This window comes from Caenibius sp. WL (assembly GCF_019803445.1).
Classification (GTDB): domain Bacteria; phylum Pseudomonadota; class Alphaproteobacteria; order Sphingomonadales; family Sphingomonadaceae; genus Caenibius.
In genome coordinates this window covers 371,736-392,450 of sequence record NZ_CP081844.1, presented here as the reverse complement: position 1 = coordinate 392,450, position 20,715 = coordinate 371,736, and the positions used below count along the sequence as shown (strand labels likewise).

The 20,715-nt window shown below is 65.8% G+C and carries 22 protein-coding genes and 1 tRNA gene; 11 read left to right on the top strand and 12 right to left on the bottom strand.

Annotated features, from left to right (window positions below):
• Position 1 precedes the first annotated feature (1 nt).
• The 6 genes from K5X80_RS01935 to K5X80_RS01910 are packed head-to-tail and all read right to left on the bottom strand — an operon-like array spanning position 2 to position 3,913.
• Positions 2 to 928 carry a bifunctional riboflavin kinase/FAD synthetase gene (locus tag K5X80_RS01935; RefSeq protein WP_222559179.1) on the bottom strand — a complete coding sequence of 309 codons (927 nt, stop codon included), beginning with the start codon at positions 926 to 928 and terminating at the stop codon, positions 2 to 4.
• Positions 925 to 1,425: a dihydrofolate reductase gene (locus K5X80_RS01930; protein WP_222559178.1), complete on the bottom strand. Its 501-nt coding sequence runs from the start codon at positions 1,423 to 1,425 to the stop codon at positions 925 to 927. Before K5X80_RS01930 ends, K5X80_RS01935 begins: the two co-directional genes overlap by 4 nt.
• Positions 1,426 to 1,432: 7 nt before the next feature.
• Positions 1,433 to 2,491, bottom strand: a complete 1,059-nt coding sequence (locus K5X80_RS01925) for a 5-(carboxyamino)imidazole ribonucleotide synthase (protein WP_222559177.1) — start codon at positions 2,489 to 2,491, stop codon at positions 1,433 to 1,435.
• Positions 2,492 to 2,502: 11 nt separating this feature from the next.
• Positions 2,503 to 2,988, bottom strand: coding sequence for a 5-(carboxyamino)imidazole ribonucleotide mutase (gene purE / locus K5X80_RS01920; protein ID WP_222559176.1), 486 nt, complete (start codon positions 2,986 to 2,988; stop codon positions 2,503 to 2,505).
• 4 nt (positions 2,989 to 2,992) lie between these two features.
• Positions 2,993 to 3,679, bottom strand: coding sequence for a 2,3-diphosphoglycerate-dependent phosphoglycerate mutase (gene gpmA, locus K5X80_RS01915; protein ID WP_222559175.1), 687 nt, complete (start codon positions 3,677 to 3,679; stop codon positions 2,993 to 2,995).
• Between the two features lie 45 nt (positions 3,680 to 3,724).
• The gene (locus tag K5X80_RS01910; RefSeq protein ID WP_222559174.1) at positions 3,725 to 3,913 is read right to left on the bottom strand and encodes a hypothetical protein; all 189 of its coding nucleotides are present in this window, start codon (positions 3,911 to 3,913) and stop codon (positions 3,725 to 3,727) included.
• Between the two features lie 129 nt (positions 3,914 to 4,042).
• On the opposite strand from K5X80_RS01910, the gene K5X80_RS01905 reads away from it, so the two are divergent.
• A tRNA-Thr gene (locus tag K5X80_RS01905) sits at positions 4,043 to 4,117 on the top strand.
• Between the two features lie 82 nt (positions 4,118 to 4,199).
• On the opposite strand, the gene K5X80_RS01900 is transcribed toward K5X80_RS01905, so the two are convergent.
• Both K5X80_RS01900 and K5X80_RS01895 read right to left on the bottom strand, forming a co-directional pair.
• Entirely contained in the window at positions 4,200 to 4,508 is a 309-nt protein-coding gene (locus K5X80_RS01900; RefSeq protein WP_222559173.1) for a GNAT family N-acetyltransferase, read from the bottom strand.
• Complete coding sequence (locus K5X80_RS01895) at positions 4,505 to 5,305, bottom strand: Rossmann-fold NAD(P)-binding domain-containing protein (RefSeq protein WP_222559172.1); 801 nt, start codon at positions 5,303 to 5,305, stop codon at positions 4,505 to 4,507. The genes K5X80_RS01900 and K5X80_RS01895 overlap by 4 nt, the downstream gene beginning before the upstream one ends.
• Before the next feature lie 53 nt (positions 5,306 to 5,358).
• Between K5X80_RS01895 and pepN the strand changes: the two genes are divergently transcribed.
• From pepN to K5X80_RS01870, 5 genes are all read left to right on the top strand, one after another.
• Entirely contained in the window at positions 5,359 to 8,001 is a 2,643-nt protein-coding gene (pepN, locus tag K5X80_RS01890; protein ID WP_261390592.1) for an aminopeptidase N, read from the top strand.
• Positions 7,994 to 8,761, top strand: coding sequence for a peptidoglycan editing factor PgeF (gene pgeF / locus K5X80_RS01885; RefSeq protein WP_261390591.1), 768 nt, complete (start codon positions 7,994 to 7,996; stop codon positions 8,759 to 8,761). Before pepN ends, pgeF begins: the two co-directional genes overlap by 8 nt.
• Positions 8,762 to 8,967: 206 nt before the next feature.
• Positions 8,968 to 9,546 (top strand): ubiquinol-cytochrome c reductase iron-sulfur subunit, encoded by a 579-nt coding sequence (gene petA / locus K5X80_RS01880; protein ID WP_222559171.1) that lies wholly within the window; start codon positions 8,968 to 8,970, stop codon positions 9,544 to 9,546.
• Between the two features lie 17 nt (positions 9,547 to 9,563).
• Positions 9,564 to 10,847 carry a cytochrome b gene (locus K5X80_RS01875; protein ID WP_222559170.1) on the top strand — a complete coding sequence of 428 codons (1,284 nt, stop codon included), beginning with the start codon at positions 9,564 to 9,566 and terminating at the stop codon, positions 10,845 to 10,847.
• Between the two features lie 29 nt (positions 10,848 to 10,876).
• On the top strand, positions 10,877 to 11,731 hold the full coding sequence (locus tag K5X80_RS01870; protein WP_222559169.1) for a cytochrome c1: 855 nt from the start codon (positions 10,877 to 10,879) through the stop codon (positions 11,729 to 11,731).
• Between the two features lie 123 nt (positions 11,732 to 11,854).
• On the opposite strand, the gene K5X80_RS01865 is transcribed toward K5X80_RS01870, so the two are convergent.
• From K5X80_RS01865 to panC, 4 genes are all read right to left on the bottom strand, one after another.
• On the bottom strand, positions 11,855 to 12,229 hold the full coding sequence (locus K5X80_RS01865; protein WP_222559168.1) for a hypothetical protein: 375 nt from the start codon (positions 12,227 to 12,229) through the stop codon (positions 11,855 to 11,857).
• 63 nt (positions 12,230 to 12,292) lie between these two features.
• Positions 12,293 to 12,418, bottom strand: a complete 126-nt coding sequence (locus K5X80_RS17035) for a hypothetical protein (protein ID WP_261390590.1) — start codon at positions 12,416 to 12,418, stop codon at positions 12,293 to 12,295.
• Positions 12,419 to 12,545: 127 nt separating this feature from the next.
• On the bottom strand, positions 12,546 to 13,310 hold the full coding sequence (locus K5X80_RS01860; RefSeq protein WP_222559167.1) for a CsgG/HfaB family protein: 765 nt from the start codon (positions 13,308 to 13,310) through the stop codon (positions 12,546 to 12,548).
• A gap of 108 nt (positions 13,311 to 13,418) precedes the next feature.
• Positions 13,419 to 14,270 (bottom strand): pantoate--beta-alanine ligase, encoded by an 852-nt coding sequence (panC, locus tag K5X80_RS01855; RefSeq protein ID WP_222559166.1) that lies wholly within the window; start codon positions 14,268 to 14,270, stop codon positions 13,419 to 13,421.
• Positions 14,271 to 14,354: 84 nt separating this feature from the next.
• Between panC and K5X80_RS01850 the strand changes: the two genes are divergently transcribed.
• From K5X80_RS01850 to K5X80_RS01830, 5 genes are all read left to right on the top strand, one after another.
• The gene (locus K5X80_RS01850; RefSeq protein WP_222559165.1) at positions 14,355 to 15,176 is read left to right on the top strand and encodes a division plane positioning ATPase MipZ; all 822 of its coding nucleotides are present in this window, start codon (positions 14,355 to 14,357) and stop codon (positions 15,174 to 15,176) included.
• 7 nt (positions 15,177 to 15,183) lie between these two features.
• Positions 15,184 to 15,483 (top strand): J domain-containing protein, encoded by a 300-nt coding sequence (locus tag K5X80_RS01845; protein WP_222559164.1) that lies wholly within the window; start codon positions 15,184 to 15,186, stop codon positions 15,481 to 15,483.
• A complete protein-coding gene (gene pgmG / locus K5X80_RS01840) occupies positions 15,480 to 16,883 on the top strand; it encodes a phosphoglucomutase/phosphomannomutase PgmG (RefSeq protein ID WP_222559163.1) in 1,404 nt (467 codons plus the stop codon). Before K5X80_RS01845 ends, pgmG begins: the two co-directional genes overlap by 4 nt.
• Positions 16,884 to 17,032: 149 nt before the next feature.
• Positions 17,033 to 17,800, top strand: a complete 768-nt coding sequence (locus K5X80_RS01835) for a DUF2059 domain-containing protein (protein ID WP_222559162.1) — start codon at positions 17,033 to 17,035, stop codon at positions 17,798 to 17,800.
• Between the two features lie 196 nt (positions 17,801 to 17,996).
• Entirely contained in the window at positions 17,997 to 20,474 is a 2,478-nt protein-coding gene (locus tag K5X80_RS01830; protein ID WP_261390589.1) for a ligase-associated DNA damage response DEXH box helicase, read from the top strand.
• The last annotated feature ends 241 nt before the right edge of the window (positions 20,475 to 20,715 follow it).

The following is a 20,715-nucleotide window of genomic DNA, read 5'->3' as shown; positions in this document are numbered from 1 at the left end:
GTCAGCCCAGCAGTTCGCGCGCCCGGTCGCAATCCCGGCCGATCTGCGCCACCAGCTCATCCAGCGAGGCGAATTTCGCTTCGGGGCGGATGAAATGGTGGAACGCCACTTCCACTTCCTGCCCGTAGAGATCGCCGGAAAAGTTGAAGAAATGCGGTTCCAGCAATTCCTTGGGCGGGTCGAAATGCGGGCGCACGCCGATATTGGCCGCGCCTTTCAGCACGGTATCCTGCCCGATGAGATGCCCGGTCACGGCATAGATGCCGAAGCGCGGACGCAGATAATTGTCGAGCGGCAGATTGGCGGTGGGAAAGCCGATCGTCCGGCCGACCTTGTCGCCATGCTGCACCACTCCGCGAATCGCGAAGGGGCGGGTGAGCAGAGCGGTGGCGGTGGCGCAATCGCCGGCTTTCAAGGCCGCACGGATGCGGCTGGAGGAGATCGGCCCTGTATCGTCATGCACCGGGCCGACTGTCACGGCGTCCAGCCCCAGCGGCGCGCCCAGTTCGCGCAGGACCTGCGGATTGCCGCTGCGCCCCTTGCCGAACGTGAAATCCTCCCCCGTCACCACGCCCGCCGCGCCGAGGTGGCCATGCAGCCCATCCTCCACCCAGGATTGCGCCGACATGCCCGCCACATCGGCATCGAAGCCGATCACCAGCATCGCGTCGGCCCCGGCGGCGGCGAACAGTTCGGCGCGCTGGTCCAGCGTGGTCAGGCGGAAAGGTTCGGCCTGGGGATCGAAAAAGCGCACCGGGTGCGGATCGAACGTGGCGACGATGGCGGGCCGCCCCTGTTCGCGCGCGCGCCGGATCGCTTCGCCCACCACGGCCTGATGGCCGCGATGGAAACCGTCGAAATTGCCCAGCGCCAGAATGGCGCCGCGCAGGTGTTCGGGCACGGGCGTGCGGGAATCGAGGCGAATCATGATCGCGCCGCCTCTACCGCGCGTTGCAGGGTTACGAAAGAAAAGGCGGGCGCATCCCCGGTTGCGGGGTGATCTTCGCGCGCGGTTTCATGCCATTCCGGGCCGAGCGCGGGCATATGTGTGTCGCCCGCGAACGGGCTGTGGACTTCGGTCAGTTCGATCCGCTGGGCCAGCGGCAGGAACAGGGCATAGATTTCCGCCCCGCCGATCACCGCCACTTCGCCGTCGCCCGCCGCGGCCCGCGCCTCGGCCAGCGAATGGACCGGCTCGGCCCCTTCGGCCTGCCAGGCGGTGTCGCGTGTCAGCACGATGTGGCGCCGCCCCGGCAGCGGCCGGGGGAAGCTGTCGAACGTCTTGCGACCCATGATCATCGGCTTGCCCATGGTCAGCGCCTTGAACCGCTTCAAATCGGCTGGAATGCGCCAGGGCAGGGCATTGTCACGCCCGATGGTGCCGTTTTCCGCACGGGCATAGATCAGGAACAGGGCCTGCGTCATCGCAGGATCAGATCCAGCCCAGCCGGGTGACATGGCCCATTTTGCGCCCTTCGCGCGCCTGCGCCTTGCCGTAAAGGTGCAGTCGGTTGGCGGGATCGGCCAGAATGGCGGCGCTGTCGCTCGCTTCGTCGCCGATCAGATTGCGCATTTCCACTTGCGGCGCGACCAGCGCGGTACTGCCCAGCGGTAATCCGCAAATCGCACGGATGTGGTTTTCGAACTGGCTGGTGATCGCGCCTTCGATCGTCCAGTGGCCCGAATTGTGCACGCGCGGGGCCATTTCGTTGAACACCGGGCCCGCCGCCGTGGCAAAGAATTCCAGCGTCAGCACGCCGACGTAGTCGAGCGCGATGGCCACTTCGGTGGCAAGCTTGCGCGCGGCGGCCACATGGCGCGCGACGGCCGGGTCGGCCGGTACGGTGGAACGCGCCAGAATGCCGTGTTCGTGCACATTTTCGGCGCTGTCCCAGAACCGCACCGCGCCGTCGCGCCCGCGCACCAGGATGACCGAGAATTCGCCTTCGAACCGGACGAAGCCTTCATAGACCAGAGGCACGCCGGGCAAAGCTATGCCATCGGCATCGTGCGCGCTGCCGATGCGCCACTGGCCTTTGCCGTCATACCCGTCACGTGCGGTCTTGAGGATGCCGGGCGTGCCGATCCGTTCGATGGCAGCGTCCAGATCCTCGCGCGAATCGACCGGGGCGAACGGGGCGGGCACGCCGCCCAGCGTTTCGACGAAGCGCTTTTCCCGCAGCCGGTCCTGCGCCACTTCCAGCGCGTTGGTGCCGGGGGCCAGCTTGCCCGCCGGAATCGCTTTCAGCGGGGCGACCGGGATATTCTCGAATTCGAGGGTGATGACATCGCAATCCCGCACGAAGCGCGTCAGCGCTTCGGCATCGTGCCAGTCCGCGCAAGTGAATGCGGCACCGACATCGGCGGCGATGCTATCCTGTTCGGGGGCGTAGATATGGCAGCGATAGCCCAGTTGCGCGGCCGCCACGGCCAGCATGCGGCCGAGCTGGCCCCCGCCGAGTATGCCGATCGTGCCGCCTTGCGGGATCATGGGCCCGCCGTTCACGCGTCGCTGGGCTTTTCGGTCACGGCATCGCGTCGCGCCGCGCGCCAGGCCTTGAGCCGCTCGGTCAGCGCCGCATCGTTGGTGGCGAGGATCGAAGCGGCAAACAGCCCGGCATTGGTCGCGCCCGCTTCGCCGATGGCCAGCGTGCCGGTGGGCACGCCTGCGGGCATCTGGACGATGGACAGCAGGCTATCGAGGCCGGAAAGCGCTTTCGACTGCACCGGCACGCCGAGGACGGGCAGATGGGTCAAGGCGGAAATCATCCCCGGCAGATGCGCCGCGCCGCCCGCACCCGCGATGATGACCTTGAAGCCTTCATCGGCCGCACCCTTCGCGAAATCGTACATCCGTTCGGGCGTGCGATGGGCGGATACGACTCGCGCGTCGTAACCCACGCCCAGTTCGTCCAGCACTTTGGCGGCGCATTGCATGGTCGGCCAGTCGGACTGGCTGCCCATGACGATAGCGATGGGTGCGCTCATTGGCTCAACGATCCTTCAGGTATTGCCGTTCGCCCGGGCGGCCCGCCGCTTCGAAATCATAGACGATCGGCTGGCCGGTGGGGATTTCGAGTTCGAGGATATCGGCATCGGAAATCTGCGACAGGTGCTTCACCAGCGCGCGCAAGCTGTTGCCATGAGCGGAAACGATCACCGTTTCGCCCGCTTTCAGCGCAGGCAGGATCGCGCTTTCGTAATAGGGCAGCACGCGTGCGATCGTGTCTTTCAGGCTTTCGGCCGCCGGCACGTCGATCCCGGCATAGCGCGCGTCCTTCGCCAGCGAAAATTCGCTGTCGGCGGCCAGCGGCGGAGGCGGCGTGTCGAAGCTGCGGCGCCAGATCTTCACCTGTTCGTCGCCATGCTTGGCGGCCGTTTCGGCCTTGTCGAGCCCGGTCAGCCCGCCATAGTGGCGTTCGTTCAGGCGCCAGTCCTTGGTTTCCGGAATCCACACCCGGCCGCAATTTTCCAGCGCCAGATGCAACGTGCGGATCGCGCGGGTCTGCAGCGATGTGAACGCGACGGTGGGCAGAAGGCCCTTTTCGGCCAGAAGCCGGCCAGCGGCGCGCGCTTCGGCTTCGCCTTTTTCGGTCAGGTCCACATCCCACCAGCCGGTGAAACGGTTTTCCAGGTTCCACTGGCTCTGGCCGTGGCGGACGAGGATCAGGCTGGGCACTGGTCTGCGGCTCCTATATTTCGAGACTTTCGAGAGCGGGAGCCCCTAGCTTTTCCGCGGCTCTTTGGAAAGAGCGTGCGTATCGTCGCCGTTGCCGGCCTGCGCGCCGGCCTTTGCGTCCCCCGTTGCATCGGCCCCGATCGCGCGCGCCTGCGCCTTGCGGCGGCGCAGGTTTTCGCGCAATTTCGCTGCCAGGCGCTCTTCGCGGGAAGGGGCGGGGGACTTGGCGTTCATCCCCGCAGCACTGCCCTCAGACGCGCCTTTTGGCAAGGCAGTGTGCAGCACTGCTTGACAAGTGCGCGGCTCGCAGCAATAGGCCGCGCCTCAATCGCAGCGTGAACGACACGATGCGACCGTGGTTATGCTGCTGTAGCTCAGTGGTAGAGCGCACCCTTGGTAAGGGTGAGGTCGGGAGTTCAATCCTCCCCAGCAGCACCACTCTCCTTCTCTTCCCATGCTTCAAAGACCGGTCGGCCTTGCGAGCCCTTGCCGGTTCCACGCCGTGCGAATCGCGCTTTGCTTAGTCGGCCAGCAGGTCCGCCCATTCCGGATGGCGCCGGAACTGCGCCACGACATAGCTGCATTCGGGGACGATGCGGAAACGCTGTTCGCGCGCGTCGGCGATCAGAGCGTGCATCAACTTCCCGGCAATACCGCGCCCGCCGATTTCGGGCGGAACGATGGTGTGATCGACCAGCCGGATATCCTCACCCTCCGCGCCGCTCCGGCGCCAGGTCATCCGGCCGAAGAGTTCGCTGTCCGGCACTATCGCGCGGTATTCGCCGCCCTGCGAGTCGGCAGTGTGCGTGATTTCGACCGTTTCGCTCATCCGTGATGCTCCCGTGCTTCGGCGGCGAGAATGGCCCGCAGCCCTTCGCGATATGTAGGGTGGATCGGGCGCCAGCCAAGCACGCGCCGGGCCTTGCCGTTCGCGACGCGGCGATTTTCGGCGTAGAACGCGCGGGCGGCGGGGCTGAGGCCTGCTTCCTCCATGCTTTGCAGCGGGGGCGGCGGCCAGCGCAGCAACCGCGCCGCTTCCTCCGTTACCGTGTTCTGGCTGCACGGCAGATCGTCGGCGAGATTGTACGCCCCCGGCGGCGCGCCCAGCGCGGCAATCACGCCGCCGGCGATATCGTCGACATGCACCCGGCTGAACACTTGCCCCGGCAGAGCGATCCGATGGGCGGTGCCGCCGCGCAGCCTGTCGAATGCGCTGCGCCCCGGCCCGTAGATGCCCGGCAGGCGCAGGCACCGCGCCCCGCGCGCCAGCCAGGCCGAATCGGCGGTGGCCCGTGCGGTGCGGCGGCCGATGCCGATGGGTGCGCTTTCGTCCACCCACGCCCCGCCAGTATCGCCATAGACCCCGGTGGAGGAGAGATAGCCCAACCATTTGCCCCCCAGAGCGTCGCCATAATGGGCCAGCACCGGATCGGCGCCATCTGGCCCCGGCGGGACGGAGGACAGGACATGTGTGGCGCGGGCGAGCGCGGCACGCACGGCGGCGTCATCGTCGAACGCCAATGTGCCGTTGGCGCCGGTCGCGGCGACGGTCCATCCCGCTTGCGTGAGCCGTGCAGCGGCGAAGCCTGCCGCATAGCCCAGCCCGAAAATGAAGAAATCCGCCATGCCCGCCCTTGTAGCCACTGGACGGGCGGGCGAAAGCACCTAAGTGCTACAGCATGGATAGCGTCAGCACTTCGTCCGCCCCGGCCGCCAGCGCGCAGCCCGTCGATGCCGCAACAATGCCGCAATCGCCCCCCGAAATCCGCCGCGAAGACTATCGCCCGCCTGCATGGCTGGTGGAGGAAGTCGCGCTCGATTTCGCGCTCGATGCCGCGGCCACCCATGTTTCCGCCCGCCTCAAGGTGCGGCGCAATCCGGCGGGCGACGGGGCGAATGAAATCCGCCTCAATGGCGACGGGATCGCGGCGTTGGCGGTCATGGTGGATGGGCAACCCGGCAACGACTGGCGGATGGACGGTGCTGATCTGATCGTCGCTCTGCCCGGCGATGCGCACGAAGTGGGCGTGGAAACGCAGATCAACCCGGCGGCCAACAGCCAGTTGATGGGCCTCTATGCCTCGGGCGGAATGCTCTGCACCCAGTGCGAGGCGGAAGGGTTCCGCAGAATCACCTTCTTCCCCGACCGGCCCGATGTGCTGAGCACTTATCGCGTGCGGATGACAGGGGACAAGGTGCTCTATCCCGTGCTCCTGTCCAACGGCAACTGCGTGGCGCAGGGGGAGAATGCGGATGGCACCCACTGGGCCGAATGGCATGACCCCTGGCCCAAGCCGTCCTATCTGTTCGCGCTGGTGGCGGGCGATCTGGTGGCCAACCGCGATACTTTCACCACGATGAGCGGGCGCACCGTCGATCTCGCCATCTGGGTGCGCGCGGGCGATCTCGAACGCACCGATCACGCCATGCGTTCGCTCAGGCACAGCATGCAGTGGGACGAGGAGACTTTCGGCCGCGAATACGATCTGGACCTGTTCAACATCGTTGCTGTCAGCGATTTCAATATGGGCGCGATGGAGAACAAGGGGCTCAACGTCTTCAACACCCGCTATGTCCTCGCCGATCCGGAAACCGCCACCGATGCCGATTATGACGCGATCGAAGGGGTGATCGGCCACGAATACTTCCACAACTGGTCGGGCAACCGCGTCACCTGCCGCGACTGGTTCCAGCTTTCGCTGAAGGAAGGGTTCACCGTCCTGCGCGACCAGTTGTTCAGTCAGGCGATGGGTTCGGAAAGCGTCAAGCGGATCGAGGATGTGCGGGTGCTCCGCTCGGCCCAGTTTCCCGAGGATTCGGGGCCGCTGGCGCATCCGATCCGGCCCGATGCCTATCGCGAGATTTCCAATTTCTACACCGCGACGATCTATAACAAGGGCGCCGAAGTGATCCGCATGATGCGGACCATGGCCGGGCCCGAAGCGTTCCGCAAAGGCAGCGATCTCTACTTCACCCGCCACGATGGCGAAGCGGCCACGTGCGAGGATTTCGTCAAGGCGATGGAAGATGGCACAGGGCTCGATCTTGGCCAGTTCCGCCTGTGGTACAGCCAGGCGGGAACGCCCAGGGTCGAAGCGCGGCTGGAGCATGACGGGGATACGGCGGTGCTGCACCTCGCGCAGACGGTGCCCGCAACCCCCGGCCAGCCGGACAAGCAACCGATGCCGATCCCGCTCAAGCTCGCGCTGTTCGACCGGGACAGCGGCACGCATGGCGGCGAACAGCTCGTTGTGCTCGATAAGGCGGCGGATACGTTCCATTTCCCCGGTTTTGCCCGCCTGCCCGCCCTGTCGCTCAATCGCGGCTTTTCCGCGCCGGTGGCGATCGAACGGACGGTGGCGGAAGATGAACTGGTGTTTCTCGCCGCGCACGATGATGATCCCTTCGCCCGCTACGAAGCGATGCAAAGCCTGACGGTGCAGTATCTCACCGCGAATGGCGGGCAGGGCGGCAGCGATGCCAGCCGCGAGGCGATCGGCACGGCGCTGGCGGCAATTCTCGACGATTCCGCGCTCGACGATCTGATGCGCGGGGAACTGATGATGTTGCCGGGCGAAGCCTATCTCGCCGAACAGATGGCGGTGGCCGATCCGGGTGCGATCCACAGCGCGCGCGAAGGGTTGAAAGCCTGGCTTGGCCGGACGCTTGAACAGCGGCTCACGGCGCTGCATGCGCGGGCTTCCGCCGTGCCTTACAGCCTCGATGCGGCGGCGCGCGGCGCCCGCAAGCTCAAGACGCAGGCACTCGTCCTGCTGGCGGCGGGTGTGTCCGAACGGGCGGCGGAATTGGCCGCGGCGCAATATCGCGCGGCGGACAACATGACCGACCGGCAAGGCGCGCTGATGGTGCTTGCAGGGCTCGACACGCCCGCCCGCGCCGAATTGCTGGCCGATTTCAAAGCCCGCTATGATGGCAATGCGCTGGTGATCGACAAGTGGTTTTCGCTTCAGGCCGGATCGCTGCACCGCCAGGCGCTGGAACATGTGAAAGCGCTGGCGCAGCATTCCGATTTCACACTGCACAATCCTAACCGGGTGCGTGCGCTCTACATGGCTTTCGCGGGCAATCCGCAGGCATTCCATGCGCGGGACGGCGAAGGGTATCGTATGATTGCCGACCTGATCCTCGCGCTCGACCCGATCAACGCGCAGACGGCGGCGCGCTTTGTCCCGCCGCTGGGCCGCTGGCGGCGGATAGAGCCGGTCCGCTCCGCATTGATGCGCGGCGAGCTGGAACGGATCGCGGCCACCCCCGGCCTGTCGCGCGATACGGCGGAACAGGTGGGACGCTCCCTTGGCTGAGGCGGTCAACCCGCTCCGCTCCTCCCTGCTGCAGGGCGTGGCGCATGGCTTCCTGACGCGCGAAGGCGGGGTGTCGACCGGCATGGTCGCCGGGCTCAATGTCGGGCGCGGCGCGGGGGACGATGGCGCGGCAGTGGCGGAAAACCGCCGCCGCGCGGCAGAGGCGGTGCTGCCCGGCGGGCGGCTGGTCACCGTCTATCAGGTCCATTCGCCCGATTGCGTGACTGTGGACGAACCGTGGGATGAAGACGGCGCGCGGCCTCATGCCGATGCCCTGGTAACCGCCCGGCCCGGCCTGCTGCTGGGGATCGTCACCGCCGATTGTGCCCCTGTCCTGTTCGCCGATACGGCGGCGGGCGTCGTCGGGGCGGCCCATGCCGGGTGGAAAGGCGCTCATGGCGGGGTGATCGAATCGACCGTGGCGGCGATGGAGCGGCTGGGCGCGCGGCGCAGGCACATCGCGGCGGCCGTCGGGCCCTGCATCGCGCAGGCAAGCTACGAAGTGGGGGAGGATTTCCGCGCCGGTTTCGGACAGGCTGGCGATGCGGCCTATTTCGCACCGGGCCGGGCCGGGCACTATCAGTTCGATCTGGCAGCCTATGTTGTCGGTCGGTTGCGGCAGGCCGGTGTCGGATCGGCGGGTGCCCTGGGGCTGGACACCTACGGCGATCCGGCGCGTTTCTTCTCTTTCCGCCGCGCGACGCATTTATCCGAGGAAAATTACGGCCGGCAATTTTCGCTGATCGGCCTTGCGGGCTGATTTGCTGTGGCGAAACGGAAAATGTCTGTTGGCAAGAGGTTCCTTCACGTCTATCAGCCCGCTAACCGGCAAAAGGTAGCATTCTGCAAAGGAATGCGCTGATTGTGCGGCGAGGGGGGAGTCCTTAACGCACATCCGGCAAAATTTTGGTTGGGTGCACTGTGTCTTGCGGCCGTGTATCCGAATGGCAAGGCAAGGCAGGGCTGATGGCAGAAAATACTGGCACCGCAGATTTGCAGACCCTCGCCGCTCAGGATGGCGCAGACGGCATCCGGCGGCGTGATTTTATCAATATTGCAGCTGTTGCGGCGGCCGGTGTCGGCGGTGTCGCCACGCTGGTTCCGCTGATCAGCCAGATGTCGCCTTCGGCGGACGTGCTGGCTGAAAGCTCCACCGAAATCGATATCAGTGCGATCCAGCCGGGTCAGGCGATCAAGGCGGTGTTTCGCAAACAGCCGGTTTTCATCCGCAATCTGACCCCGGTCGAAATCGCCGAGGCGAACAAGGTGTCCACCAGTTCGCTGCGCGATCCGCAGACGCTGGCCGAACGCACCAAGGAAGGCCATGAAAACTGGCTGATCACCATGGGCGTGTGCACCCATCTCGGTTGTGTGCCGCTGGGCGCCGGCGAGGGTGAGGTGAAAGGCGAATTCGGCGGGTATTTCTGCCCGTGCCACGGTTCGCACTACGATACGGCCGCGCGTATCCGGAAAGGTCCGGCGCCGAAGAATCTCGAAGTACCCGAGTATCAATTCACCTCCGACACTGTCGTGAAGATCGGCTGAGGGGGGAGAGGACGATCATGAGCTTTCCCTGGGCAAACGAATACTCGCCGTCCCACCCGCTGATGAAATGGGTGGATGAGAAGCTTCCGCTTCCCCGGCTCGTCTACAATGCGGTGGGCAGCGGTTATCCCGTGCCGCGCAATCTCAACTATTTCTGGAACTTCGGTGTTCTGGCGGGCTTCTGTCTCGTTCTCCAGATCGTCACCGGGGTGATCCTGGCCATGCACTATGCGCCCAACGCGCTGGTTGCTTTCGATTCCACCGAACACATCATGCGCGATGTGAACTGGGGCTGGATGCTGCGCTATGCGCACGCCAACGGCGCCAGCGCGTTCTTCGTGGTGGTCTATCTCCACATCTTCCGCGGCCTCTACTACGGTTCCTACAAGGCGCCGCGCGAAATGGTGTGGCTGCTGGGCGTGGTGATCTTTCTGCTGATGATGGCCACCGCCTTCATGGGCTACGTGCTGCCCTGGGGCCAGATGAGCTTCTGGGGCGCGAAAGTGATCACCGGCCTGTTCGGTGCGATCCCGGTGGTCGGCGAACCGCTGCAGGTGTGGCTGCTGGGCGGTTTCGCCCCGGACAACGCCGCGCTCAACCGCTTTTTCTCGCTGCACTTCCTGCTGCCCTTCGTGATCGCCGGGGTGGTGATCCTGCACATCTGGGCGCTCCACATCCCGGGTTCGTCGAACCCGACCGGCGTGGAAGTGAAAAGCGAAAGCGACACCGTGCCGTTCCACCCGTACTACACGGCGAAGGACGGTTTCGGACTGGGGATTTTCCTGATCCTCTACTGCGCGATGCTGTTCTTCCTGCCGAACGCGCTGGGTCACCCGGACAACTACATTCCGGCCAACCCGATGAGCACCCCGGCGCATATTGTGCCCGAATGGTACTTCTGGCCGTTCTACGCGATCCTGCGTGCGTTCACTGCGGACTTCCTGTTCATTCCGGCGAAGCTGATGGGCGTGTTGGCCATGTTCAGCGCGATTCTGGTGTGGTTCTTCCTGCCCTGGCTGGACAAATCGCCGGTGCGTTCGGGCAACTTCCGTCCGCTGTTCCGCAAGTTCTTCTGGTTCGGTCTCATCCCGTGCGTGGCTGTCCTCGGCTATTGCGGCGGTGCCGCTGCCGAAGAACCCTACGTGATGATCAGCCAGCTCGCGACCGCGTACTACTTCCTGCACTTCCTGGTGATCCTGCCGCTCGTCTCGCAGATTGAGAAGCCGGATCCGCTGCCCTTCTCGATCACCGAAGCCGTCCTCGGCGCGGACGAGCAGGCGGCGCTCAAGGCAGCAAGCTGACGGAACGGACCTGAGAGAAAGTATCGGATATGACCCGCATTATCGGTATCCTCGTCGGCCTGTTCTTCACGGTCGCAGTGTTGTGGGCTTTCGTCACTGGTGCCGCCACGGTCATCAGCGAAGGCCAGCTCAAGCCCGCCACGGCGGAGCATGAATTCCACAAGCATCCGAAGAAGCTGCATCTCGCCAGCGATGGCCCCTTCGGCAAATTCGACAAGCAGCAGTTGCAGCGTGGTTTCCAGGTTTACAAGGAAGTCTGCTCCGCCTGCCACTCGCTGCGCCATGTGGCGTTCCGCGATCTCGGCGCGCTGGGCTACAACGAGGCTGAGATCAAGGCGATCGCGAAAGGCTTCCAGGTGCCCGGCGTCGACCCGAACACGGGTGAGGCGACGACGCGCCCCGGTCTGGCGACGGATTATTTCCCCAAGCCTTACCCGAATGACATCGCTGCGCGCGCTGCCAACAACAATGCCGTGCCGCCCGATCTGTCGCTGATGACCAAGGCCCGGCATGACGGCGCGGCCTATATCTACTCGCTGCTGACGGGCTATCAGAAGCAGCCGGCCGAACTGATCAAGCAGTTCCCGGATTCGAAGACCGGCCCGGGCCTCCACTACAATCCCTATTTCGCCAATCTCAATCTGGCGATGGCGCCGCCGCTGACCGGCACCGATCAGGTCAGCTATGGCGACGGGACCAAGGCCACGGTTGACCAGATGGCGCAGGACGTGGCCGCGTTCCTGACCTGGACCGCGGAACCGAAGCTCGACAAGCGCAAGCAGACGGGCTGGCCGGTGCTCGGCTTCCTGCTCTTCGCCACCGTGCTGGCCTACCTCGCCAAGCAGCAGGTTTGGGCGGGCAAGAAAGGCAAGAAGGCGGCCTGACGCCTCAGGCCCGCAAGGGAATAACAACGCCCCCGCATCGATGATGCGGGGGCGTTTTTTGTATGTCCGACGGGTTGTAGCTGACGGATAGGTGAAAGGGGGGCGGTGACCCCCCTTTTTGGGTCAGCCTCCGGCCTTCTTCGCGAGAGCCAGAGCGATGTCCCTGGCATTTGCCCCTTCGGGTGCTTTCTCCACGGTCAGCACGATCATCCGCTTATCGTCGAAAAAGACAGTGAGCTGGTTGATGCCGGGCACGAAGAACGCGGCCTTGCCCAGCCCCGCGATATCCTCAACCGGGGTATCGCTGAATGCCTTGACCGCAGCGGCGGTGGTGGTGCGCGCTCCGGCGATCGACTCTGCCGTGTTGTCGCCGATGGGGGACCAGCGGGCCGACAGGCGGGCCACGCTGGCGCCGTCCTTCCCCAGATAGAGGCATTCCGACGTTGCGGCGGTGGCACCGTCCGCTTCATGCACGAGGCTGAGCTGCGTCTCCGCCACGTCCTGCTGCAAAGCCGCCCCGACCGCGCCCTTGTCGAGCAGCGTACAGGCGTCGGCCGCGTTCTAGGCGGGTTTGCCTGCCGGTGCAGCGGCCTCCTTGCCGCCGTTCGTGTCTCCGCTTCCGCCGCAGCCCGTCAGCAGGGCGAGCACGCTTGCTGCCGCAACGGTTCGGATCGTTGTCTTTATCATGTCTTTTCTCCCCTGTTTTTCCCAGAGGGCCCCATTCGGTGGCGGCCCCGTGCGGCAAAGAAAAAGGCGGAACCTTGCGGTTCCGCCTCGTTCGTATTCATAATGGCCTTGCGGCTTCCATGCCTGCTTACTCGGCAGGCGGCGCCGCTGCCGAGGCGTCCGAAGGCAGGCCGCCCAGTTCCGACACCAGCTTGGTGTAGGAATCGAGATAGGCGAGCACGATGATCTGCCCGATCGCGGTGTTTTCATAGCTGCCGCCGCCGGCCGCACCGAAGACGCCGCCGCCGAACAGCCCGCCGCCGCCGCCGCCCCAGCTGAGGTCGGACTTGCGGGCATAGCCTTCCGTCAACGCTTCTTCGACCGTGGTGCGGGTGTTGACCAGCGACAGAGTGACGTTGGCTTCGCCCTTCTTGACGTTCAGCCCGCCCGCGATGGCCCCGATCGGGCCGCCGATGACGTTGCCGAGAATGCCGCCGAAGCCGCCGCCGCCCGAATTGCGGTTGGTCGAGACAATGTCGGGCTGGAGCATGTAGTCGGCTGCCTTGACCTGGCCCTTGCCGAGGTTGGAGCCGCGTTGCAGTTCGCCCTGATCGGCCAGCGCGCGTTCCATCGCGCGATTTTCCATCGCCCGACCACGGTTGACGAGCGTGAAGCAGCCCGAACGCTGAATGAAGACCCGGATGATCGCTTCGGGGCTGCCGAGGCTGAGTTCGCGCCACCACTGAGTGTCCGGCTCGACGATGGCCACGGTGCCGAGATTGCGGGCGCACCGCGGAATTTCGGCCGTGCCGCGCGCCTGTTGCTTGCGTCCAGAGGATTCGTTCTTGGCCATGGCTGGCATCGCCGTGGCGGAAATGGCCAGCGCCAGAACGGCGGCGATCGTCTTTTTCATTGCTGAACTCCCTGTTTGAAAAACCGGCGTGCAGTTTTCTGTCGCATCGGCCGGAACCAACGGACCCCACGCGCTCTTTACTCGCCCCCTATGATCGCGGCAAGCGAATCAGCCCAGCGGCATGTTGTCGATCAGGCGCGTCGACCCCAGCCGCGCGGCGACCAGCAGCCGCGCCGGAACCGCGCCGGGGGCGGCAATGGGCTCAAGGCTCGCCGCATCGGCCAGATCGGCATAGTCGATGGAGGAAAAGCCCGCGGCAAGCAGGCTGGCGCGCAACGAGGCGAGCGCATCGGCCACCGGTGTCCCGCCCGCGATAGCGGCCAGCGCGGCGCGCATCGCGGTGGGCAGAGTCGCTGCCGCCTGCCGCTCTTCGGCGGAGAGGTACTGGTTGCGGCTCGACATGGCGAGGCCGTCCGCCTCGCGCACGGTGGGCACGCCGTAGATCGCGTCCACATGGGGGTAGGACAGGTCGAGATCGCGGGCCATGCGGCGGATCACGGCGAGTTGCTGCCAGTCCTTTTCTCCGAACAGGGCCAGATCGGGCCGCACCTGGTTGAACAGCTTGCACACCACGGTGGCCACCCCGTCGAAATGGCCGGGGCGGGACGCGCCGCAGAAATTGTCGCTGACCCCGGTGACGGAAATATTGGTGGAGAACCCCTGGGGATACATTTCGGCCACATCGGGCGCCCAGAGCACGGCGACGCCTTCCTCGGAGAGCAGCCGCGAGTCCTCGGCCATCCGCCGGGGGTAGGCGTCGAGATCCTCATTCGGCCCGAATTGCCGGGGGTTGACGAAGATCGAGGCGACGACCTGGGCCCCGCGCGCGCGCGCTTCGCGCACCAAAGTCAGGTGCCCCTGATGCAGCGCGCCCATGGTGGGGACGAGCGCCACCGGCCCTGTGGCACGCAAACTCTCCACAGCTTCGCGCAGTGTTCCAAGGGTGTTCACGGTTTGCATGGGGCCGGGCCTCCGATATGGGCGGTATGGATGTCGCGCCAGCCGTGACGCCGAACTGGTCGAAACGCAACAGGAACTGCCGCCGTGAACTCGTCCCAGCCCCATCGTATCGTCTTCGCCAACGAAAAAGGCGGCACCGGCAAATCGACCACTGCGGTCCATGTCGCCATCGCGCTCGCCTATCAGGGCGCCAGAGTCGCCGCGATCGATCTCGATCCGCGCCAGCGCACCTTCTACCGCTATCTCGAAAACCGGGCGGAAACGCTCAGGCGCCGGGGCGTTGATCTGCCGATGGCGCGTTTCGATGTCTATGACGGCACCAGCACCGACGAGCTGGATCATCTGGCGGAAAGCCTGTCGGCGGAGCATGATTTCCTGCTGTTCGATACGCCCGGCCGCGACGATCCGCTGGCGCGCCATGTGGCGACCACCGCCGATACGCTGGTGACGCCGATGAACGACAGCTTCGTCGATTTCGATCTGATCGGGCAGGTCGATGCCGAAAGCTTCAAGGTCAAACGGTTGAGCTTCTATGCCGAACTGATCTGGGAAACGCGCAAGAAGCGCGCCATGGCCACGATCCGCGATCAGCGGCGCGAAATGGACTGGGTGGTAGTGCGCAACCGCACCGGCCATGTCGAAGCGCGCAATATGACGCGTATCGAACAGGCGCTGGCCGAACTGTCCAAGCGGGTGGGTTTCCGCACTTCGCACGGCCTGTCTGAACGCGTGATCTATCGCGAACTGTTCCCTTCGGGCCTCACGCTGCTGGACAAGGGGCATCTGGGCGAACTGGGCACCAGCCATCTGGTCGCGCGGCAGGAATTGCGCAGTCTGATCGCCGCGCTCAATCTGCCGATGCCGGCGGGGGCGCAGCAACCGGCCCGGCGCATCGCGGCGGGCTGATCCGGCGATGTTGAAGCTCCTGGCGATCCTGCTCGTCGCGAGCCTCGTTTGCAGAGTGCTGCTGCGGGCCTGGCCCTGGCAGATGCTCGGCCTGGGAACAGGCGAAGAGCAAGCCGAACAGCGTGCCCGGGCGCTGCTGGGAGTCAGCAGGAACGCCACCCAGGCCGAGATTGTCGACGCGCACCGCCGCCTGATCGCACGGGTCCACCCCGATCGGGGCGGCACGGGCGAACAGGCGCACGAAGCCAATGCCGCGCGCGATCTCCTGCTGGCCCGGCTCAAGGCATCCGGGCGCGAGCGGCCATGAATCACAGGTTCGATCCCACGATCCTGCGCGAATACGATATTCGCGGGATCATCGGCGAGACGCTGGGGCCCGACGATGCCCGCGCCATCGGCCGCAGTTTCGCCACGCTACTGCGCGCGGCGGGCGGGCGCAAAGTCGCGGTCGGCTATGACGGGCGGATCAGTTCGCCGCTGCTCGAACATGCGCTGGTCGAAGGATTGACGGCGAGCGGGTGCGATGTCGTGCGGATCGGGCTGTCGGCCACGCCGATGCTCTATTTCGCCGAAGCGGCGGGCGGCGATATCGATGGCGGAATCCAGATCACCGGCAGCCACAACCCGGCCAATTACAACGGCTTCAAGATGGTGTTCCAGGGCCGCCCGTTCTTCGGCGCGGATATCGCCAGACTGGGCGAAGTGGCGGCCGATGGCGCATGGGCGGACGGCATGGGCGCGGTGGAAACCCGCGCCGTGATGGATGCCTATATCGCTCGCCTGCTGGCCGGGCTGGACGGGATCGCGCCGGAGGAACTGGCGGGTCTGCGGATCGGCTGGGACGCGGGCAACGGCGCGGCGGGCCCGGCGCTGGAAGCGCTGACGGCGCGCCTGCCGGGCGAACATCATCTGCTTTACACCGCTGTCGACGGGGCCTTTCCCAACCATCACCCGGATCCGACAGTGGAAGCCAATCTGGCCGATCTCAAAGCGCTGGTCGCGGACAAAGGGCTCGATTTCGGGATCGCGTTCGATGGCGATGGTGACCGGATCGGCGCGGTCGATGGACAGGGACGGGTGATCTGGGGCGATCAGCTGCTGATGATCTATGCGCAGGATCTGCTCCGGCAAATGCCGGGCGCCACGGTTATCGCCGATGTGAAAGCCAGCGCGGCCCTGTTCGATCTTGTGGCCGGGCAAGGCGGCGTGCCGCTGATGTGGAAGACCGGGCACAGCCTGATCAAGGCGAAAATGCAGGAAACCGGCGCGCCGCTGGCGGGCGAGATGAGCGGGCATGTGTTCTTTGCCGATGCCTATTACGGGTTCGACGATGCGCTCTATGCCGGGGTGCGGCTGATTGCCGCCGCTGCGCGCCTGGGCCGTTCGGTGACGGACCTGCGCGGCGCGATGCCGGCGATGATCAACACGCCCGAATTGCGCTTCCAGGTGGACGAAAGCCGCAAGTTCGGCGTGATCGACGAGGTGCGGGCGCGGCTGCAAGCCGGTGCGGCGGCGGTCGATGCGACCGATGGCGTGCGGGTCACCACCCCCGATGGCTGGTGGCTGCTGCGCGCTTCCAACACGCAGGATGTGCTGGTCGCCCGCGCGGAAAGCACGACTGCGGAGGGGTTGGAACGGCTGTTGACGCAGATCGATACGCAACTGGGCCTTTCGGGGCTGACACGCGGCCCATCCGTCGCGCACTGACTCGGGCTACCGCAAGCAGGGGGCGTTGCCTCTTGTCTGGCCGGACGCTCTTCGCCAATGATCGCTTCATGCCATCCGGGGTGGGCGTTGGTTCCCCCGGATATGGTGGATGGTCGCTCGTTTTCGGGCGCTGGCCTGAGGAGCGGACGATGCGTGGATTTTCGATACTTGCCGGTGCGGCGCTGGCTCTGGTGCCGCTGGCGGCGGGCGCCAACGATCGCGATCCCGCGGCGGCGGCCCAGCCCGCGCAGGCGATCGATCCGGCCCGTTTGCAGGCCGCACAGCGCACTGTCGACCTGATCTTTCCCGAAGGCACCTATGCGCGGATGATGAAGGAATCGCTCGACGCCGTGCTCGGGCCGGTGTTCGAATCGGTCGGCTCGCTCCCCGTGCACGAACTCGCCCGGATGACCGGAATGGCCCCTGACAGCCTTACCGAGCTTGGCGACGGCAAAGTGAGCGAAGTCATGGCGATCTACGACCCGGTATTCCGCCAGCGTATGGAAGGCGGCATGCGGGCGATGATGGACCGGATGACCGTGATCATGAGCAAGATCGAACCGGATATCCGTGTCGGGCTCACCCGCGCCTACGCCAGCCGTTTCGATGCCGCCCAGCTTGGCGAGTTGAACCGGTTCTTCGCCACGCCCACGGGCAAGCTCTATGCCGAACAGTCGATGATGATTTTCCTCGATCCCGAAGTCATGCAGACGATGCAGAAGCTGATGCCGGTGATGATCCAGGAAATGCCCGCCATCGAAGCGGCGGCGAAAGCGGCCACGGCCAATCTCCCTCCGCCGCGTACCACCTGCGATCTGAGCGCGGCGGAAAAGGCGCAGGTGATGAAGCTGCTCGGCCTGAAGGAATTGCCGGAAGATGCCTGCACCCCGCCGGCGGGCGACACCGCCGGGACGTAACGCGGGATCCGCGATCCCGCCGTCGCGGGCGGCGCTTTCCTACACGGCGGTTTCGTGCTCCATTCGTTCTCATGACGATCGGAGCCGCCCCTGCCGTTTCCATGCCCGCCGCGGTATCCGGGCAGGCTGTGTGGGCGGCGCGAATGCGCACTCCTGAACCGTGTCAACTGTGTCAACTTGGCCGGGAGTGGCGGGAGTGAGCAGGCCGCCGCATCTGCCAACGGAGATCGAGGCTTGGTTCGCCGCGCGCGGGTGGCGCGTGCGCGACCACCAGCAGGCGATGTACCGCGTGGCCTGCGAAGGCCATCATGCGCTGCTGGCGGCCGATACCGGGGCGGGCAAGACGCTGGCGGGCTTCCTGCCCACTCTGGCCGCCTTCTGCCCTTCGCAACTGGGTGAGGGGCCGCCGCCGGAAGGGCTGCACACGCTCTACGTCTCCCCGCTCAAGGCGCTGGCGCACGATGTGCAGCGCAACCTGCTCACCCCGATCGCGGACATGGGACTGCCGCTGCGGGTGGAAACGCGCAGCGGCGATACCCCGTCGGACCGCAAACGGCGCCAGCGTGTCCGCCCGCCGCATGTCCTGCTGACCACGCCTGAAAGCCTCTCGCTGCTGCTCAGCTATCCCGAAAGCGCGGGCCTGTTCGCCAGCCTGAAACGGGTGGTGGTGGATGAAGTGCATGCCTTCGTCACCGGCAAGCGCGGCGATCTGCTGGCGCTGTGTCTCGCGCGGTTGCAACGGCTGGCCCCCGCGATGCAGCGTGCGGCCCTCTCGGCCACGCTCTCTGATCCGGAGGGGTTCCGCGAGTGGCTGGCGCCGCACGGGGGCGATGTGGGGGAAACCGGGCGGCAGGTCGTGCTGGTCGAAGGAGAGAAGGGGGCTCAGCCGCAGATCGATATCCTGCTCCCGCGCGGGGAAACTGTCCCCTGGGGCGGCCATGCGGGGCGCTGGGCCGTGCCGCAACTGATGGAGGAGATCGCCCGCAACCGGACGACGCTGATTTTCACCAACACCCGCTTCCTTGCCGAATATCTTTTCCAACTGCTCTGGGACGCGAACGAGGGCAATCTGCCGATCGGCATCCATCACGGCTCGCTCTCGGTGGAGGCGCGGCGCAAGGTGGAAGGCGCGATGGCCCGGGGCGAACTGCGGGCGTTGGTCTGCACGTCCAGCCTCGATCTCGGGGTCGATTGGGGCGATGTCGATTGCGTGGTGCAGATGGGCGCGCCCAAGGGCTCATCGCGGCTGTTGCAGCGCATCGGCCGTTCGAATCACCGGCTCGACCAGCCCAGCCGGGCGCTGCTGGTGCCGGGCAACCGGTTCGAATTCCTCGAAGCCATGGCCGCGCGCGATGCGGTGGAGGCCGGGCAGCGCGATGGGGAAGCGTTTCGCCCCGGCACGCTCGACGTGCTGGCGCAGCATGTCATGGCCTGTGCCTGCGCCGGGCCGTTCCACGAGGCGGAACTGCTGGCTGAAATCCGCTCCGCCGCGGCTTATCGCTGGGTCGATCAGGCGGTGTGGCAGCGCGTTCTCCATTTCGTCGCCACCGGGGGCTATGCGTTGGAAGCCTATGACCGGTTCCGGCGGATCGTGCGGGATGGGGCGGGGGTGTGGCGGCTGGCTCACCCGGAATTCGCTGCCCGCCACCGGATGAACGCGGGCATCATTGTCGATGCGGAGATGCTGCAGGTGCGTTTCGGCAACGGGCGGGCTCTGGGTAAAGTGGAGGAACGGTTTGCAGCCTCCCTGTCGCCGGGCGACACGTTCTATTTCGCCGGGATGAGCCTTGAGGTCGTGCGGATCAAGGATCTGGACCTGATCGTGCGCGCGGCGAAGAAATCGGCGATGATCCCGTCCTACGGCGGGCAACGGATGCCGCTGACCACGCATCTCGCCAGCCGGGTGCAAGGTCTCCTGCGCGACCGCGCGGGGTGGGCGCGGTTTCCCGACGATGTGCGCGAATGGCTGGAAATGCAGGATTGGCGCAGCCGGATTCCGGGGCCCGGTATGCTGCTGGCGGAAAGCTTCCCCCATGAAGGCCGCCATTTCACGGTCTATTACACGTTCGAAGGGTGGAACGCGAATCAGTCGCTCGGCATGCTTATTACCCGGCGGATGGAAGATCGCGGGTTGCTGCCTGGCGGCTTCGTGGCGAACGACTATGCGCTTGCGGTGTGGGGGTTGAAGCCTGTGGCCGATCCGGCGCCCTTGCTGTCGCCCGATATCCTGACGGACGAATTCGTGCAGTGGGTGGCCGATTCCTATCTGCTGCGGCGGGCCTTCCGCGAAGTGGCGGTGATCGGCGGGCTGGTGGAGCGCCAGCATCCCGGCGCGCGCAAGAGCGGGCGGCAGGTCACTTTTTCCACGGACCTGATCTATGACGTGCTGCGCAAGCACGAACCGGGCCATGTCCTGCTCGAAGCGGCCTGGGCCGATGCCCGCAGCCGGATGACCGATATCGCCCGGCTGGCGGACGTGCTGGATCGGGCCGGGCAGCAACTGGTGCATGAACGGCTTGAATGGGTCAGCCCGCTGGCCGTGCCGGTGATGGTCATGATCGGGCGTGAGGCGGTGCCGCAGGGAGCGGTGGACGAAGCGCTGCTGATCGAAGCCGAAGGGCTCGCCGCCGCCGCCATGCGCGCGGACGATCCGCCTGAGGAGGATGAGAACTGAGCCCGCGCTGGCAAGGCGGCGATCGTATCGTTTGCCGATACGCTGGGCCCGGGCCGGGTATGATTGCCGCACAATTTCCGTTCGGCCTGAGCCTGTCGAAGGCCACGCACCGAACGTGTGGCCGGGCGCTTTCCAGCGCTGGAAGCTGCCCTTGCGTCAGCCCCTTCGGACTGGCAGCCGCCGCGCGGGACTGGCTTGGACACTCACGCTGAACGAGCGAATGGGCGCACGGTCGGTAGGA

Coding starts and splice junctions, on each gene's coding strand:
- pgmG (WP_222559163.1), top strand. CDS start 15,480: ATGAATCACAGGTTCGATCCCACGATCCTGCGCGAATACGATATTCGC.
- petA (WP_222559171.1), top strand. CDS start 8,968: ATGGCAGAAAATACTGGCACCGCAGATTTGCAGACCCTCGCCGCTCAG.
- K5X80_RS01875 (WP_222559170.1), top strand. CDS start 9,564: ATGAGCTTTCCCTGGGCAAACGAATACTCGCCGTCCCACCCGCTGATG.
- K5X80_RS01925 (WP_222559177.1), bottom strand. CDS start 2,491: ATGATCCCGCAAGGCGGCACGATCGGCATACTCGGCGGGGGCCAGCTC.
- K5X80_RS01835 (WP_222559162.1), top strand. CDS start 17,033: ATGCGTGGATTTTCGATACTTGCCGGTGCGGCGCTGGCTCTGGTGCCG.
- pepN (WP_261390592.1), top strand. CDS start 5,359: ATGGATAGCGTCAGCACTTCGTCCGCCCCGGCCGCCAGCGCGCAGCCC.
- K5X80_RS01930 (WP_222559178.1), bottom strand. CDS start 1,425: ATGACGCAGGCCCTGTTCCTGATCTATGCCCGTGCGGAAAACGGCACC.
- K5X80_RS01870 (WP_222559169.1), top strand. CDS start 10,877: ATGACCCGCATTATCGGTATCCTCGTCGGCCTGTTCTTCACGGTCGCA.
- K5X80_RS01860 (WP_222559167.1), bottom strand. CDS start 13,310: ATGAAAAAGACGATCGCCGCCGTTCTGGCGCTGGCCATTTCCGCCACG.
- K5X80_RS17035 (WP_261390590.1), bottom strand. CDS start 12,418: ATGATAAAGACAACGATCCGAACCGTTGCGGCAGCAAGCGTGCTCGCC.
- K5X80_RS01900 (WP_222559173.1), bottom strand. CDS start 4,508: ATGAGCGAAACGGTCGAAATCACGCACACTGCCGACTCGCAGGGCGGC.
- K5X80_RS01845 (WP_222559164.1), top strand. CDS start 15,184: ATGTTGAAGCTCCTGGCGATCCTGCTCGTCGCGAGCCTCGTTTGCAGA.
- K5X80_RS01910 (WP_222559174.1), bottom strand. CDS start 3,913: ATGAACGCCAAGTCCCCCGCCCCTTCCCGCGAAGAGCGCCTGGCAGCG.
- purE (WP_222559176.1), bottom strand. CDS start 2,988: ATGAGCGCACCCATCGCTATCGTCATGGGCAGCCAGTCCGACTGGCCG.
- K5X80_RS01935 (WP_222559179.1), bottom strand. CDS start 928: ATGATTCGCCTCGATTCCCGCACGCCCGTGCCCGAACACCTGCGCGGC.
- panC (WP_222559166.1), bottom strand. CDS start 14,270: ATGCAAACCGTGAACACCCTTGGAACACTGCGCGAAGCTGTGGAGAGT.
- K5X80_RS01895 (WP_222559172.1), bottom strand. CDS start 5,305: ATGGCGGATTTCTTCATTTTCGGGCTGGGCTATGCGGCAGGCTTCGCC.